Consider the following 14,438-nt stretch of genomic DNA (forward strand, 5'->3'; position numbering starts at 1 on the left):
TTCCCTTTGTGCCCGACGCCCCGCCGACGGTGCGGCGCATCATCCTCGTGAGCGGCCTCGTGCAGGGGGTCTACTTCCGAGAGAGCTGCCGCGTCGAGGCGGGGCGTCTCGGCGTCTCGGGCACCGTCGAGAACCTCACCGACGGGAGGCTGCGCGGCGACTTCGAGGGCCCCGAGCCGGCCGTCGAGGCGCTCGTCGCCTGGTGCGGGCACGGCCCGGCGCGCGCCCGAGTCGAGGGGCTGGCGGCGAGCGACGCCACCCCGCAGGGCGCGTCGGACTTCTGCATCCTGCACTGAAGCGGCGGCCGCTCCCTACCGGTCGGCGGCGTCGTCGGCGGGCCTCTGCCACCGGACGATGAGCACCGTGGCGTCGTCGCGGAGCGCTCCCTCGTGGTGCTCGACGACGGCACGGACGAGGTGCCGCACGATGAGCGGGATGGGGACCTCGTCAAAGGCGCAGCGATCGACGAGGTCGATCAGCCGTTCGGTGCCGAAGCCCTCGGTCCCCCGGCCCTCGGTGATCCCGTCGGTGTAGAACAGCACGCCGTCACCGGGCTCGAGGGGCTCCTGGTGCACCGTGCAGACGCCGTGACCGGTGCCCCACGGCCCCGTCGGTGGCCCGACGAGCTCCCCGACCACCTGCCCGTGGCGGATGAGCATCGGCGCGGGGTGGCCGGCGTTGATCCAGTGGAGGACGCCGCTGTCGAGGTCGAGGCGGCCGATCTGGCCCGTGACGAAGCCGTCGCCGCGGTGCTCGGAGGCGACGACGCGGTCGACGCTCTCGTGGATGTGCTCGAGGGTCCGGCTCTCGCGGCGGTCGTGGCGGTAGCAGCCGAGGGCGAGCGCGGCGAGCATCGCCGACCGCAGCCCGTGGCCCATCGAGTCCATGAAGGCGAAGTCGAGCTGGGAGCCGTTCAGCGCATAGTCGAAGCAGTCCCCGCCGACCTCGTAGGCGGGCTCGAGCATGCCCGCCACCGCGACGCGCGGCGTGGCGAGGGTGAGGGGTGGGAGCAGGTCCCACTGCATGCTCGCCGCCAGCGACATCGACTTCCGCCGGCGATGCAGCCCGTAGGTGTCGGTGACCCGGCTCTGGATCGCGAGCGCGAAGCCGGCGAGCACGCCGAGGTCCTCGCACTGCGCCAGCACTGCGGGGTCGCCCGCGGGAAGCGTGAGCGCCAGCACCCCGGTGACATCGGAGCCTTCGACGATCGGGGCCCAGACGCGCGTACCGTCGGCGCGCTCGACCGCGACGACCTCGCGCTGTAGGAAGGCCCTCCCCGCGACCGTGCTGTTCACGTCCTCGGAGTGCGGCAGCTCCTCGTGGGCGGAGCGGTTGGGGAGCGGCTCGAGCACCTGCTGCTCGAAGTCGACGACGTAGAGCACGAGGTCGGCGCCGCCGAGCGAGGCGGCGGCGGAGGCCATCGCGTCCGCGACGTCGGAGGGGTCGGCGCGGCGCATCGCGCGGACGAGGCCGCCCAGCTCGAGCTTCTCGGGTGACGATTCGATTACCGACCCTCCCACATGACGCCCGACCGCTCCTGCGCAGTCCGGGACGGCGGGGTGGCGCGGCTCACGGCGCGGCGTCGAAGAGCCCGGGCAGCCAGGCCTCGATCCCCATCGAACGCGCCAGCCCGACCGGCCCGAGGTAGGGGGTGGCGCGGAAGGCACGCCCCTCCCGCGCGAGCTCGCCGAGGGTGTCGTCCATCGCCCGCGAGGCGGCGTCGACGAGCAGCGCCGGATAGATGACGAGGGCGTAGCCGAGCGCCGCGAGCTCGTCGTCGGTGACCTCCACTGAGGCGATCGAGCCCACCATGTTCAGCATCTTCGGTCCCGCCACCTCGCGCCCGATCACCTCGAGCTCGTCGCGCGACGAGATCCCCTCGACAAAGACGAGGTCCGCGCCCGCCGCGCGGTAGCGCCGGCAGCGCGCCACCGCCTCGTCGACGCCGAGCAGGTCGAGCGCGTCGGTGCGGGCGATCACGAGGAAATCGGGGTCGCTGCGGGCCGCGGCCGCCGCCGCGAGGCGCTCGGCGAACTCGGCGGCGTCGACGACGCTCTTGCCCGGGAGGAAGCCGCAGCGCTTGGGGAAGGACTGGTCCTCGAGGTGCACTGCGGCGGCGCCCGCCCTCTCGAGGAGCGAGACGAAGCGGGCCACCTGGGAGGGCCCCCCGTAGCCGGTGTCGCCGTCGGCGACGAGGGGGACCTTCGTCGTCGCCGCGAGGCGACGCACGTGCTCGACGACCTCGGTCATCGAGACGAGGCCGATGTCGGGGAGGCCGAAGGCCGAGCCCGCGCCGGCGCTCCCGCTCACGTGCGCGGCCCGAAAGCCCGCACGTTCGACGGCACGCAGCGAGAGGCCGTCGAAGACGCTCGGTGCGACGAGCACGCCGCCGCCCTGAAGGGCCGCGCGCAGCGCCGCCGGCCCCTCGAGCGCGCGCTCCACCTCCCCGACGCTAACCGCGGCCCCTGCGCCGCCCGGGCCGAAGCGCGCGCCGAGCCATTAGCTTCGAGGCCCGAAGTGATCGCGCCCGCGAAGCCGCCGGGGAAAGGAAGATTCCGATGCCGGACCTCGAGCTCGCCTTCGCCATCGGCGACAACCCCCGCTCGCGCGCGATCCTCACCGGGGCGGTGAAGCCGCAGGGGATCAACCTGCACGCCAGCAAGGTGCACGGCTCGGAGATCTTCTGGCGCCAGCTCCACTTCCAGGAGTTCGAGGCGAGCGAGCTCTCGATGTCGAGCCTCATGATCGCCCGCGCGCGGGGCGACGACACCTGGATCGGCCTCCCCGTCTTCACCTCGCGGAGCTTCTTCCACCTCGGCATCCTCGTCCGCGAGGACGCCGGCATCGCGGCCCCCGCCGACCTCGTCGGAAAGCGCGTCGGCATCCCCGAGTACCAGCAGACCGCGGCGCTGTGGAAGCGGGCCGTGCTGCTGCACGAGTTCGGGGTCGCCCCCGAGCAGATGCACTGGTTCATGGAGCGCCAGCCGGAGATGAGCCACGGCGGCGCGACCGGCTTCGTCGCGCCCGACGGCGTCGACTTCAAGTACGTCCCCGCGGACTCGAACATCGGCGAGATGCTGATGGCCGGCGAGCTCGACTGCGCGCTCGGCTACATCACCGACAACAACCTCGTCGACAAGAGCCGCATCCAGTTCGGCCCCGGCTCGGGCGTGCGGCGCCTGTTCCCCGACCCCGTCGCCGAGGCGCGCCGCTACTACACCTCGAGCGGCTTCTTCCCGATCAACCACTGCGTCGCCGTGCGCCGAGACGTCGCCGAGGCGCACCCCTGGGTGATGCTCAACCTCTACTCCGCGTTCCTCGAGGCCAAGGAGCGCGCCCGCGAGGCGGTCGTCACCGACCTCGGCCCCTTCCTCGAGGCCGGCGTCGTCGGCGGCGAGATCGAGTCCCAGCTCTCGAGCGACCTCTTCCCCTACGGGGTGCAGGCCAACCGGAAGATCCTCGAGGCGATGACGAGCTACTCCCACGAGCAGGGGCTCACCCCCCGCAAGCTCTCCCTCGAGGAGATCTTCTACCCGCCCTCGCTCGAGCTCTGAGGGGCGCGCCGCGGCTCAGAAACGGTCGCGGTGGACGACGCTCCCGAGGTCGCGGCGGGGCGCGGCCCTGAGCGCGGCGCCGAGGAGGTAGCCGACGGGGACGAGCGCGACCTGCGCGACCTCGTCGTAGGGGATGCCGAGGAGCTCGGCCGCCTCGCGCTCGTAGGAGAGGTGCATCGTCGTGAACGCCGTGCCGAGGCCGCGGCTCCTCGCCGCGAGGCAGAAGCTCCACACCGCCGGCAGGATCGAGCCGAAGTAGGCGGCGAGCGAGGAGGTCGACCGCCCCTCGGGGCGCCCTTCGGCGCAGGCGACGAGGTGGACGGGGACCTCGCCGAGGTGCTCCGCGAGGTAGCGCGCCGAGTCGTGCACCCGCGCCGTCGCCGCGTCGGGGGCCGGCCCCGCCGCGATGCGCTCCTCGTAGCGGGAGAAGGCCCGCGCGTAGAGGGCGGCGAGGCCGGCGCGCAGCGCGCCGTCGGTGACCACGACGAAGTGCCATCCCTGGCGGTTGGAGCCGCTCGGTGCCTGCAGCGCGAGGGCGAGGCACTCCTCGACGAGCTCCTCGGGCACGGGCCGAGCGAGGTCGAGCCGTCGGCGCACCGCCCGCGTGGTGCTCAGCAGCTCATCGGGTCCGAGCATCGGCTCCTCCTCGAACGGCCACGGCCCCGGCAGAAAACGCCCGGGCCGTGGTAGTGGTCTCGGCGCTTCGCGCCGCGGGGCTATTCGGCGTTGCCCGCCTGCAGCCAGCCGACGTAGTCGGCGATCCCCGACTCGGTCGAGTACTGCGGCTCGAAGCCGGTGTCCTCGTGGATCCAGCTGAGGTCGAGGTAGGGCACCTCGCCGGGGCTGTTCGGGGCGTGGCCGGCGGGGAGCTCGAGCTCGGCGTCGGGGAGCACCTTGTGGACCGCGGCGACGAGGTCCTCGTTCCTCGTCGCCCGCCCGGAAGCGATGTTGTAGGTACGGTGGTTGAGCTTCTCCGCGACCTGCAGCAGGGCGATGCCCCGCCCGCAGTCCTTCACGTAGCACATGTCCCCGCCGTCCTCGGCGTAGGGGACGCCGCGCGGCCCTTCGAGGTTGGGCTTCTCGCCCTTCACCGCGGCGTGCACGAGCTTGGAGGGGAGGTTCGCCATCGAGTGGTAGAGCGGCCCCCAGATGCCAGCGATGCGGAGGTTCACGAGGTCGATCCCGGTGCGGCCGGCGAAGTGGGTGCCGAGGATCTCGTAGGACTTCTTGAAGGCCTCGGTCGGGTTGCCGCCGGTCATCGGCAGCGGCATGTCCTCGCGGTAGGGGAGCTCGCGCACCCCGGAGTAGACGGCGAGCGAGCTCGCGATCCCGATCCGCTTGACCTCCCAGTCCTGGGCCGCCTGCAGGGCGTTCAGCAGGCCGTTCATGTTCACGCGGAAGTCGTCGGCGGGGCTGAGGGCACCGAGGCCCGGCACCGCGAGGTGGACGATGCCGTCGATGTGGTGCTTCTTGCCGATCGCCATGAACGACTCGGTGTCGGTCACGTCGAGCTGCTCGATGAAGACCCGCTTGCCGACCTCGTCCTTGATGAAGTCGGGCTCGCGCGCCACGCGGTACTGAGTGAGGACGCAGGTCTCCCCCAGGTCGAGCAGCGCCCGCGCCGTGTGCAGGCCGATGAAACCGAGTCCCCCGGTCACCAGGATCATCTCGGTGCTCCTTTCCCTTCGTCCGGCGCCCTCGCGCCCGTGACGTGCTGCACCGGCGGCGGAGTGCCGGCCGGAGGCTCTGCCCCGCAGGGCGTCCGCACCTTAGAGCCCTCGCCCCGCCCCGTGAGGGCCGGGAGGCCGGCGGCGCGGGCGCTCTATCGCTTGGTCTGCAGGTTGTGGTAGCCGTGCTTCGCGCGCGCGTCGGAGAGGCGCGTGTTGTTCTTCAGCGCTTCGTCGCTGATCGCCTGCTCGGTCGACTCGATCTCGGTGGCAAGCTTCGCGATCTCCTCGGCCCGCTCGCGCGGCAGCACGATGATCCCGTCGGCGTCGCCGACGATCACGTCGTCGGGGCGCACGAGGCAGCCGCCGACGGCGACCGCGATCTGCATCGCCTCGGCGCGCACGCGGTCCTTGCCGGTGCGCATCCAGTGCGCACGCGCGTAGAGCGAGTAGTCGACGTCAAAGGCGCGCTGCACGTCGCGGCAGATGCCGTCGATCACCGTCGCCGAGATGCCCCGGTGCTCGGCGACCTCGGAGAGGATCCCGCCCCACACGGTGACGTCGGTGCGGCCGTGGTTGGAGAGCACGATCACCGAGCCCGGCTCGACGTCGTCGATGTAGTCGCCCACGGTGCCGCCCTCGGTGCCGACCGGCACGTACTGCACCGTGAAGGCGCGACCGGCGATCGTGCCCGACCCGGCGACGCGGATGATCCCGCTCGCCTGGGTGATGAGCCCGAGACGGTCACAGGTGTCGGAGACCACCGCGGTGTTGAGCTTGCGCAGACTGGTGAGGACCTCGTCGTCGGCCATCGTCATCCTTTCTTCAGCATCGACTCGTAGTTGCCGCTCAGCACGTCGGTGACGGTGACCCCGGCGCGGAGCTGAGCGGCCATCTCCGCCTCCTTGGCGTAGAGCTCGTCGGCCTTGTCGAGCACCTCCGAGGCGTTCGCGGCCGAGAGGAAGACCACCCCGGAGCGATCGGCGAGGACGAGGTCGCCCTCCTCGAGCACCACGTTCTCGAGCTCGAGCGGCTCGCCGTTGGAGATCTCGACGGTGCGCGCCCGCGCCGTGCGGGGGGTCGCGGAGTGCGCGTAGTAGGGGAGGCCGACCTCGGCGACGTCGTCGACGTCGCGCGCCGCGCCGTAGACGACGACGCCGGCGACCTGCTTGATGCTCGCCGCCAGCGAGAGCAGGCCGCCCCAACCCGCCGACTCGCCCTTGCCGGCGCGGTTGTCGACGACGATCACGTCGCCCGGCTCGGAGGCGGCGATCGCCGCCGAACCGAGGTGGCGGGCGGGCAGGCCCTTCGCCTCGGCGGCGGGGCCGAGGCCCACGGTCTTCACGCGGCCAGCGATCTTCGGGCACTCCCACAGGGGGCGGATGCCAATGATGGAGCCCGGCAGGCCGAGGGCGTCCAGGGCGTCGGACACCGTGCAGGTGTCCATCTTCTCGAGCCGCTCTACGAGCGCGCGCACGTCACTCACCGCGCTGCCTCCGGAGGTGTCGGGAGCGGCGGCGCCGCTCTTCCGCTGAAGCGTCGACACCCTATCCCGGGAGCGCGCGCTCCTCCCGGGGGCGCCGGGTCGATCCTTCGGACTGCGAAGGACCGACCCGCAGCCAGTAGGGTGGCGTCGGTCGTGGGCAAATTCTTCGTCGACACCACGCCGCTCCGGCTCTACCCCGAGTTCCGCAGGGTCTGGATCGGCGCCGCCGTCTCCGCGGTCGGCTCGCAGCTCGCCGTGGTGGCCGTCGCCTACCAGGTCTACCGGCTGACCCACTCCTCGCTCGACGTCGGCCTCATCAGCCTCGTCCAGCTCGGACCCTCCCTCGTCGGCTCGGTGCTCGGCGGCTCGATCGCCGACGCCTTCGACCGGCGGCGGCTGCTCTTGTTCACCGGGAGCACGATGGCGGTGGTCTCCTGCGGCCTCGCCCTGAACGCCGCGCGCCACCACCCCTCGCTGCTGTTGATCTACGTCCTCGCCGGGGCGAACGCCGCGCTGCAGGGCGTCGACGGGCCGGCCCGGCAGGCGCTATTGATCTCGATCGTCGAGCGCGAGCTGCTGATCTCGGCGAACGCCCTCCGCCAGCTGATCGGCCAGGTCTCCCAGGTCCTCGGCCCCTCCCTCGGCGGCATCCTGCTCGCGGCGTTCGGGGTGGAGATCGTCTTCTTCCTGAACGCCGGGAGCTTCGTCGTCGCCGTCGGCGCGGTGCTCACCGTCGGCGCGCACCCGCCGCTCGGCGGGGCGACGCGCTTCGGGCTGCGCTCGATCGCCGAGGGCTTCCAGTTCCTGAAAGGGCGCCAGGCGATCCAGGGCTGCTTCATCGCCGACCTCAACGCCACGATCCTCGGCATGCCGACTGCGCTCTTCCCGGCGCTCGCCACCGTCCAGTTCCACGGCGGGGCCGGGACCGTCGGCCTCCTCTACGCCGCGCCGGGGGCGGGCGCGGTGGTCGCCTCCGCCTTCTCCGGCTGGACGCGCCGCATCCGCCGCCCCGGCTACGCCGTCTGCGTGGCGATCGTCTGCTGGGGGGTCGCCCTCACCGCCTTCGGCTTCGCCCGCCAGGTCGTCCTCGCCTTCGGGCTGCTCGCGATCGCCGGCGGCGCCGACGTCATCTCGGCCGTCTTCCGCTCGACGATCATCCAGACCGAGACGCCGGACCGCCTGCGCGGTCGGCTCACCTCGATCCAGCTCGCGGTGGTCCAAAGCGGCCCCCGCCTCGGCAACGCCGAGGCGGGGCTCGTCGCGGCAGCCTCGAGCAACCAGCTCTCGGTCGTCTCGGGCGGCCTCGGGTGCATCGTCGGCATCGCGATCGTCGCCCGCTTGATGCCACGCTTCATCCGTTACGAGCTCGGCCGCGACGAGCACGAGACCGCGGCCCAGCCGCGCGGCGCATAGGTTTGCGAGCCTCCGGGACCGGGTAGCAACCTTTGGAGTTCTCCCCGCCGCCGCCTCCTTGCGCGCGCGGAATCCCATGTCACGGGCTGGAAGCGCGATCTAGAGTTGTACCCGGAAAGGGCCGCCTGAGCACGGCCACCCCTCGCGGCCGGGCACGAGAACGGCAGGAGCCAGATGGACGAGCTGCTCGACATCAGTGAGACCTCGGACAACGGCGTCCCGGTGCTCGCGCTGCGCGGCGAGATCGACCTCTCGAGCAGCCCGCAGCTGCGCGAGGCGCTCGTCCGCCTGCAGGAGGAGGAGCCGCCGGTCGTCGTGCTCGACCTCTCCGACGTCACCTTCCTCGACTCGACCGGCCTCGGCATCCTGATCGGCGCCCTGAAGCGCCGGGAGAGCGCGGGTGGTGACCTGCGCCTCGTGATCACCCGGCCGAACCTGCTGAAGGTCTTCGAGATCACCGGGCTGACGACCGTCTTCCGGCTCTTCCCGAGCCGGGCGGAGGCCTGTACGTGACCCACCCCAACCTCGAGCTCGTGCCCCACGAGGAGACCGAGGTGACGCTCGTGCTGCCGATCGAGGCCGACTGGCTCGCCCTCGCGCGCACCACCGGCGCCGCGGTGGCGGCGCGCGCGGACTTCACCTACGACGAGATCGCCGACCTCCGGCTGGCGATCGACGAGCTGTGCCTCTCGCTCATCGAGCGCCACGCGACGCGCGGTCGGATCGAGCTCACCTACACCCTGAACAGCGACACGCTGCGCGTCGAGGCCTGCCTCACCGAGCTCCCCCTCGACACCCCGCAGCTCGAGCGGGCGGGGCAGGAGTTCTCCCAGCGCATCCTCGACGCCCTGGTCGACACGCACGCGCTGCGCGAGGACGCCCCCGCGGCCTGGTTTACCAAGCGGCGGACCGCGCACTGAGGTGACCGGTCGCCACGCGCCGATCGCGCGCGGCCCGGCACGACGGGACCTCGAGGGGCCCGCGGGCAAGCGCCTCGTCGTGCAGGTCGTGATCAACGCCGAGAGCTGGGCCTACGACCGGCCGATGCCGCGGCGGATCCTCGGGGCGCCGCACGGCAGCGAGACCGTCCCCGACGTCCCGAACTTCAGCTGGGTCGCCTACGGCATGCGCCGCGGCCTGCCCCGCCTCCTCGATGCCCTCGCCGCCCGCCACCTGCCGGCGACGGTCGCCCTCAACGCCTCGGTGATCGAGGACTACCCCGAGGCCGCGGCCGCCCTCGCCGAGGCGGGCCACGAGCTGGTCGGCCACGGCGTCGAGCAGGAGACCCTGCACCGCGCAGGCGACGAGGCCCTCGTGATCGCCGAGTCCCTGCGCCGCCTCGCGGCCCTCTCGGGGAGGCCCGTGCGGGGCTGGCTCGGCCCCGGCCTGCAGGAGACCTTCGCCACCCTCGACCACCTCTCGGGCGCAGGGGTCGACTACGTCCTCGACTGGGTGATCGACGACGTCCCGGTCTGGCTCGAGGCCTCGCCCCGGCCGGTGCTCTCGGTCCCCTACTCCCTCGAGCTCAACGACTCGGTGCTCTTCGCCGCCCACGAATACCCGACGGGCGAGTACCTCGCCCGCCTGCACGCGACCCTCGACGGCCTCGCCCCCGACCTCGAGGAGGGCGCGGTCGTCCTCTCGCTCCCCCTCCACCCGCACCTCCTCGGCGTCCCCCACCGCATCGGCTCGTTCACGGCCGCGCTCGACCTGCTGGCCGCCCGCGACGACTGCACCTTCCTTGACGGAAGCGGCATCCACGACTGGTTCACCGCCGCGACGCGCTGACCGTTCCCGTGCAGCGGGGGCGAAGTCGCGCGAACCTTCGCCGGTGGCGGCAAAGAGCGCCGCCGCCGAGGAGGCGAACAGCGATGTTCGACGTCAATGAGATCGGCCTGCAGGGGCGCGCCACCCGACTGCACCACCTCGGCTGGGCCGTGCCCGCACTCGACGCCGGGAGCGGCGTCTTCGGGGAGGTGCTCGGCCTCCCGCACCTCCTCGACGAGAGCCTCCCCGGCGTGGAGCTGCGCTTCTTCGAGGCCGGGGAGTGCCTGGTCGAGCTGCTCGCCCCCACCGCCTCGGGGGGCGTCGAGGCGCTCGTCGCCCGCCAGGGGGGTGGCCTGCATCACCTCGCCTTCGCCGTCGACGACGTCGACGCCGCGCTCTCGGCCTGCGCCCGCGAGGGCTGCACCCTGATCGACCACTCCAAGCGGCCGGGCAGCCGGCGCACCGAGATCGGCTTCGTCGACCCGGCCTGGCCAGGCGGCGTGCTCCTCGAGTTCGTCGAGGACCCGAGCTTGTCGGGCTGAGCTTCTCGGGCTGGGGGAGCCCTCAGCGCCGGGGCTCGACCGCCCGCACCTGCGGACCGAAGCCCCGCCGGTAGACCATCAGGGTCCGCTTGAAGGTGATCACGATCGTCCCGTCCTGCTTGAAGCCGGTGGTGGCCACGGTGACGATCCCGACCTCGGGGCGGGAGCGGCTCTCGCGGGCCTCGAGGACCTCGGACTCGGAGTAGATCGTGTCGCCCTCGAAGACGGGGGCGGGGAGGCGCACCTCGTCCCAGCCGAGGTTGGCGAAGACGTTCTGGCTGACGTCGACGACGCTCTGCCCGGTGACGAGGGCGAGGGTGAAGGTCGAGTCGACGAGGGGGCGGCCGAACTCGGTCTGGGAGGCGTAGTGGCGGTCGAAGTGGACGGGCGCGGTGTTCTGGGTGAGCAGGGTCATCCAGATGTTGTCGGTCTCGGTCACCGTCCGCCCGAGCGGATGGCGGTAGCGGTCGCCGACGCGGAAGTCCTCGAAGAAGCGTCCCGCCCAGGAGACGATCGGCTCGCCGGCGGGGGGCGTCGGGTCGGGTGCCTGGCTCACGGGGGCGATGATGGCAGATCGACCGCGTTCCCCAGTCGCCCTCAACGGAAGTCCCGCGAGCGGGCGAGCGCGAGGGGGAGCTCGAGGCGCTCGAGGCGCTCGGCGACGACGTTCACCGCCTCGCCGCCCGAGCCCGAGCGCTCGAGGCGGCCGGTGACGAGGAGGGCCGGGGAGGCCGCCTCCCTGCGGTAGCGGAGCCACAGCCCCGCCGAGCAGATCACGTTCAGCACCCCGGTCTCGTCCTCGAGGTTGACAAAGACCGTCCCCCCCGCGGTCGAGGGGCGCTGGCGGTGGGTGACCGCCCCGGCGACGACCACCCTCCCTCCCTGCTCCTCCCCGCCGACGAGCGAGGCGGCGGTGCGCACCCCGCGGCCGTCGAGGAAGGGGCGCAGGAGGGCGAGCGGGTGGGCACCGGTGTGCACCCCCGTCGCCCAGAGGTCCGCCGCGGTCTCCTCGAGGGGGGTCATCTCCGGGAGCGGCGGGGCGTGCGCCCCGACGGCGGTGCCCGGGAGGCGCCCCGCGGCGCCCGCCACCGCCCCCGCCGCCCACAGCGCCTCGCGTCGCGACAGGCCGCGGCGCGAGCGGCCGTCGCTGAGGGGGGCGAGGTCACCGAGGGCGCCCGCGGTGGCGAGCGCCTCCAGCTGCGCGGCGCCCGCCCCGCTCGCCGCGGCGAGGGCCTCGAGGTCGCCGTAGCCGCCCTCGGGGCGGAGGGCGACGATGCGCTCGGCGAGGGGCACCCCGACGCCGCGCACCGAGGAGAGGCCGAGGCGGACCGCCGGCGCGGCGGGCGGCCCCTCGAGGGTGGCCTCGGCACCGGAGCGGTTCACCTCGGGGCCGAGGACCACCACACCGTGGCGGCGGGCGTCCGCGGTGAGGCTCTGCGGCGACCAGAAGCCCATCGGCTGGGAGTTGAGGAGGCCGGCGAGGAAGGCGGCCGGGTAGTGCAGCTTCAGCCAGGACGAGGAGTAGACGAGGTAGGCGAAGGAGACGGCGTGGGACTCGGGGAAGCCGAAGTTCGCGAACGCGGCGAGCTGTTCGAAGACGGCGTCCGCGACCTCCTCGCTCAGCCCCCGCTCGGCCATCCCCGAGTAGAGCCGCCCGCGCAGGCGCTCCATCTTCTCCCGTGAGCGCTTCGACCCCATCGCCTGGCGGAGCTGGTCGGCCTCGGCCGCGCTGAAGCCGGCGACGTCGATCGCCAACTGCATCAGCTGCTCCTGGAAGAGCGGGACGCCGAGGGTCTTCTCGAGCGCCGCCTTCATCAAGGGGTGGGGGTAGGTGACCTCCTCCTCGCCGTTGCGCCGCCGGAGGTAGGGGTGGACCGAGCCTCCCTGGATCGGCCCGGGGCGGATGAGCGCGACCTCGACGACGAGGTCGTAGAACTCCTTCGGCCGGAGGCGCGGCAGGGTCGCCATCTGGGCGCGGCTCTCCACCTGGAAGACCCCCATCGAGTCGGCGTGCGAGAGCATCTCGTAGACCGCCTCCTCCTGGGGGAGCTGGGAGAGGTCGAGCGCCTCCCCGTGGTGGGCGGCGACGAGATCGACCATGCGGTGCAGCGCCTCGAGCATCCCGAGGCCGAGGAGGTCGAACTTCACGAGGCCGATCGCCGCGCAGTCGTCCTTGTCCCACTGCAGGACCGTCCGCCCCTCGCGTCGTGCCCACTCGACCGGGCAGACCTCGATGACGGGGCGGTCGCAGATCACCATCCCCCCCGAGTGGATGCCGAGATGGCGGGGGAAGCCCTCGAGCTCCCCGGCGAGGGCGCGCACCTCGGCGGGGATCCCGAGCTCGGGCTCGCTGGCGGAGGGGACGTGGGCGAAGAAGTGCGTCGAGAGCTCCTTGGACCAGGCGTCGAGGGTCCCCGGCGGGTAGCCGAGCGCACGGCCGACGTCGCGGATCGCCGAGCGGGGGCGGTAGGTGATGACGTTCGCCACCTGCGCGGTGTGCTCACGGCCGTAGCGCTCGTAGACGTAGGCGATCACCTCGTCGCGCCTCCCCGACTCGATGTCGAGGTCGATGTCGGGCGGCCCCTCGCGCGCCGGCGAGAGGAAGCGCTCGAAGAGCAGGCCGAGGCCGACGGCGTCGGCGTTGGTGATCCCGAGGGCGTAGCAGACGGCCGAGTTCGCGGCCGAGCCCCTTCCCTGGCAGTAGATCCCCTCCCGGTTGCAGAACTCGACGATGTCCCAGACGACGAGGAAGTAGCCGGGGAAGTCGAGGGCCTCGATCACCTCGAGCTCGTGGGCGATCTGCCGGCGGGCGCCGGGGACCCGCTCCGCCTGGGGGGGGCCGTAACGCCGCAGCGCCCCCTCCTCGGCGAGGCGGCGGAGGTGGTCGATCTCCCGCTCGCCCGCGGGGAGGGGGAAGGGGGGGAGGCCCGGCGCGAGGAGGGAGAGGTCGAAGGAGAAGGCCCTCCCGAGCGCCGCCGCGGTCTCGACGGCGCCGGGGTAGCGGCGGAAGCGGCGGCTCTGCTCGGCCCCCGAGCGCAGCGACGCGCCGCCCCATGCCGGGAGCCACCCCTCCACCTGCTCGAGGCTGTGCCGGGAGCGGATCGCCGCGAGGGCGGTGGCGAGGGGGTAGCGCCGCGGCGTCGCGTAGTGGGCGTTGGTCGTGGCGCAGAGCGCGACACCGGCACGCGCCGCGAGGGCGGCGAGGGCGTCGTTGCGCGCCCCGTCGAGGGGGGCGCCCTCGTCGAAGAGCTCGACGACGACGTGCTCGCGCCCGAAGGCCGCGACGAGACGAGCGAGCTCGCGCGCCGCGGCCGCCGGGCCCTGCTCCTCGAGCGCTCGCGGGACGGCCCCCCGGCGGCAGCCCGTGAGGACGGTCCAGCTCCCCCCGTGCGCGGCGGCGAGCTCCTCCAAGGAGAAGCGCGGCCGTCCCTTCTCCCCGCCAGCGAGCTGTGCGCGAGCGATCGCCGCCGAAAGGCGAGCGTAGCCGGCGGGGCCCTCGGCGAGGGCGACGAGGTGGGTCCCCTGCGGGTCGATCGCCCCGGCGCGCGCCTCGGCGCGCTCGCCCGTCGCGCCGGGGAGGGAGAGCTCGGCGCCGTAGAGGGTCGGGAGGCCGAAGGCCCTCGCCGCCTCGGCGAAGCGCACGATCCCGTAACAACCGTCGTGGTCGGTGAGGGCGAGCGCCTCGAGGCCGAGGCGGACGGCCTCCTCGACGAGCTCCTCCGGGCTCGAGGCGCCGTCCAGGAAGCTGAAGTGGGAGTGGCAGTGGAGCTCGGCGTAGGGCACCGTGCCCGGGGCGCGGGAGAGCGCCGGCGGAGGGAGGTACTCGGGGCGGTGGCGGGAGAAGCCCGGGGCGTCGCCCCCGTCCCCCACGAGGAGGGGACGCTCCCCCTTCCCAGCGGGGCGGCCGGAGAGGCGCCGCTCGAGCTCGGACCACGGGACGATCGGGTTGAAGGTGCCCATCGGCCGCACGATATCGAACGTATGTTCGATATGCGTCGGCGCTCTCCCC

Annotated in this window: 15 protein-coding genes; 7 read left to right on the forward strand and 8 right to left on the reverse strand. The window is 73.1% G+C overall.

Annotated elements, in window-relative coordinates:
* Window positions 1-8: 8 nt before the first annotated feature.
* Window positions 9-296 carry an acylphosphatase gene (locus VNF07_12445; GenBank protein ID HVB07046.1) on the forward strand — a complete coding sequence of 96 codons (288 nt, stop codon included), beginning with the start codon at window positions 9-11 and terminating at the stop codon, window positions 294-296.
* Window positions 297-311: 15 nt separating this feature from the next.
* On the opposite strand, the gene VNF07_12450 is transcribed toward VNF07_12445, so the two are convergent.
* On the reverse strand, window positions 312-1,457 hold the full coding sequence (locus VNF07_12450; GenBank protein HVB07047.1) for a PP2C family protein-serine/threonine phosphatase: 1,146 nt from the start codon (window positions 1,455-1,457) through the stop codon (window positions 312-314).
* Between the two features lie 112 nt (window positions 1,458-1,569).
* Complete coding sequence (locus VNF07_12455; protein ID HVB07048.1) at window positions 1,570-2,442, reverse strand: isocitrate lyase/PEP mutase family protein; 873 nt, start codon at window positions 2,440-2,442, stop codon at window positions 1,570-1,572.
* A gap of 116 nt (window positions 2,443-2,558) precedes the next feature.
* On the opposite strand from VNF07_12455, the gene VNF07_12460 reads away from it, so the two are divergent.
* A complete protein-coding gene (locus tag VNF07_12460; GenBank protein HVB07049.1) occupies window positions 2,559-3,554 on the forward strand; it encodes a hypothetical protein in 996 nt (331 codons plus the stop codon).
* A 15-nt stretch (window positions 3,555-3,569) separates the two neighbouring features.
* On the opposite strand, the gene VNF07_12465 is transcribed toward VNF07_12460, so the two are convergent.
* From VNF07_12465 to VNF07_12480, 4 genes are all read right to left on the reverse strand, one after another.
* Window positions 3,570-4,190, reverse strand: a complete 621-nt coding sequence (locus tag VNF07_12465; GenBank protein ID HVB07050.1) for a nitroreductase family protein — start codon at window positions 4,188-4,190, stop codon at window positions 3,570-3,572.
* Window positions 4,191-4,270: 80 nt separating this feature from the next.
* Window positions 4,271-5,221 carry an NAD(P)-dependent oxidoreductase gene (locus VNF07_12470; GenBank protein HVB07051.1) on the reverse strand — a complete coding sequence of 317 codons (951 nt, stop codon included), beginning with the start codon at window positions 5,219-5,221 and terminating at the stop codon, window positions 4,271-4,273.
* Between the two features lie 155 nt (window positions 5,222-5,376).
* Window positions 5,377-6,033 (reverse strand): hypothetical protein, encoded by a 657-nt coding sequence (locus tag VNF07_12475; protein HVB07052.1) that lies wholly within the window; start codon window positions 6,031-6,033, stop codon window positions 5,377-5,379.
* Between the two features lie 2 nt (window positions 6,034-6,035).
* Entirely contained in the window at window positions 6,036-6,707 is a 672-nt protein-coding gene (locus VNF07_12480; protein ID HVB07053.1) for a hypothetical protein, read from the reverse strand.
* Window positions 6,708-6,860: 153 nt separating this feature from the next.
* On the opposite strand from VNF07_12480, the gene VNF07_12485 reads away from it, so the two are divergent.
* The 5 genes from VNF07_12485 (at window position 6,861) to VNF07_12505 (ending at window position 10,429) form a co-directional block, all read left to right on the forward strand.
* The gene (locus VNF07_12485) at window positions 6,861-8,120 is read left to right on the forward strand and encodes an MFS transporter (GenBank protein ID HVB07054.1); all 1,260 of its coding nucleotides are present in this window, start codon (window positions 6,861-6,863) and stop codon (window positions 8,118-8,120) included.
* A 174-nt stretch (window positions 8,121-8,294) separates the two neighbouring features.
* Window positions 8,295-8,633 (forward strand): STAS domain-containing protein, encoded by a 339-nt coding sequence (locus VNF07_12490; GenBank protein HVB07055.1) that lies wholly within the window; start codon window positions 8,295-8,297, stop codon window positions 8,631-8,633.
* Complete coding sequence (locus VNF07_12495) at window positions 8,630-9,040, forward strand: hypothetical protein (GenBank protein HVB07056.1); 411 nt, start codon at window positions 8,630-8,632, stop codon at window positions 9,038-9,040. The genes VNF07_12490 and VNF07_12495 overlap by 4 nt, the downstream gene beginning before the upstream one ends.
* 1 nt (window position 9,041) lies before the next feature.
* Window positions 9,042-9,908 carry a polysaccharide deacetylase family protein gene (locus tag VNF07_12500; GenBank protein HVB07057.1) on the forward strand — a complete coding sequence of 289 codons (867 nt, stop codon included), beginning with the start codon at window positions 9,042-9,044 and terminating at the stop codon, window positions 9,906-9,908.
* 83 nt (window positions 9,909-9,991) lie between these two features.
* Window positions 9,992-10,429, forward strand: a complete 438-nt coding sequence (locus VNF07_12505) for a VOC family protein (protein HVB07058.1) — start codon at window positions 9,992-9,994, stop codon at window positions 10,427-10,429.
* Between the two features lie 22 nt (window positions 10,430-10,451).
* Here the strand turns inward: VNF07_12505 and VNF07_12510 are convergent, their stop codons facing one another.
* Entirely contained in the window at window positions 10,452-10,985 is a 534-nt protein-coding gene (locus VNF07_12510) for a MaoC family dehydratase (GenBank protein HVB07059.1), read from the reverse strand.
* A 41-nt stretch (window positions 10,986-11,026) separates the two neighbouring features.
* Window positions 11,027-14,389, reverse strand: a complete 3,363-nt coding sequence (locus VNF07_12515) for an error-prone DNA polymerase (protein ID HVB07060.1) — start codon at window positions 14,387-14,389, stop codon at window positions 11,027-11,029.
* Window positions 14,390-14,438 lie beyond the last annotated feature (49 nt).

Source organism: Acidimicrobiales bacterium (assembly GCA_035533595.1).
GTDB lineage: Bacteria > Actinomycetota > Acidimicrobiia > Acidimicrobiales > Bog-793 > DATLTN01.

Excerpts from the sequence above, each read along its gene's own strand:
- VNF07_12490 (HVB07055.1), top strand. The coding sequence starts at position 8,295 with ATGGACGAGCTGCTCGACATCAGTGAGACCTCGGACAACGGCGTCCCG.
- VNF07_12465 (HVB07050.1), bottom strand. The coding sequence starts at position 4,190 with ATGCTCGGACCCGATGAGCTGCTGAGCACCACGCGGGCGGTGCGCCGA.
- VNF07_12470 (HVB07051.1), bottom strand. The coding sequence starts at position 5,221 with ATGATCCTGGTGACCGGGGGACTCGGTTTCATCGGCCTGCACACGGCG.
- VNF07_12475 (HVB07052.1), bottom strand. The coding sequence starts at position 6,033 with ATGGCCGACGACGAGGTCCTCACCAGTCTGCGCAAGCTCAACACCGCG.
- VNF07_12450 (HVB07047.1), bottom strand. The coding sequence starts at position 1,457 with ATGCGCCGCGCCGACCCCTCCGACGTCGCGGACGCGATGGCCTCCGCC.
- VNF07_12505 (HVB07058.1), top strand. The coding sequence starts at position 9,992 with ATGTTCGACGTCAATGAGATCGGCCTGCAGGGGCGCGCCACCCGACTG.
- VNF07_12460 (HVB07049.1), top strand. The coding sequence starts at position 2,559 with ATGCCGGACCTCGAGCTCGCCTTCGCCATCGGCGACAACCCCCGCTCG.
- VNF07_12515 (HVB07060.1), bottom strand. The coding sequence starts at position 14,389 with ATGGGCACCTTCAACCCGATCGTCCCGTGGTCCGAGCTCGAGCGGCGC.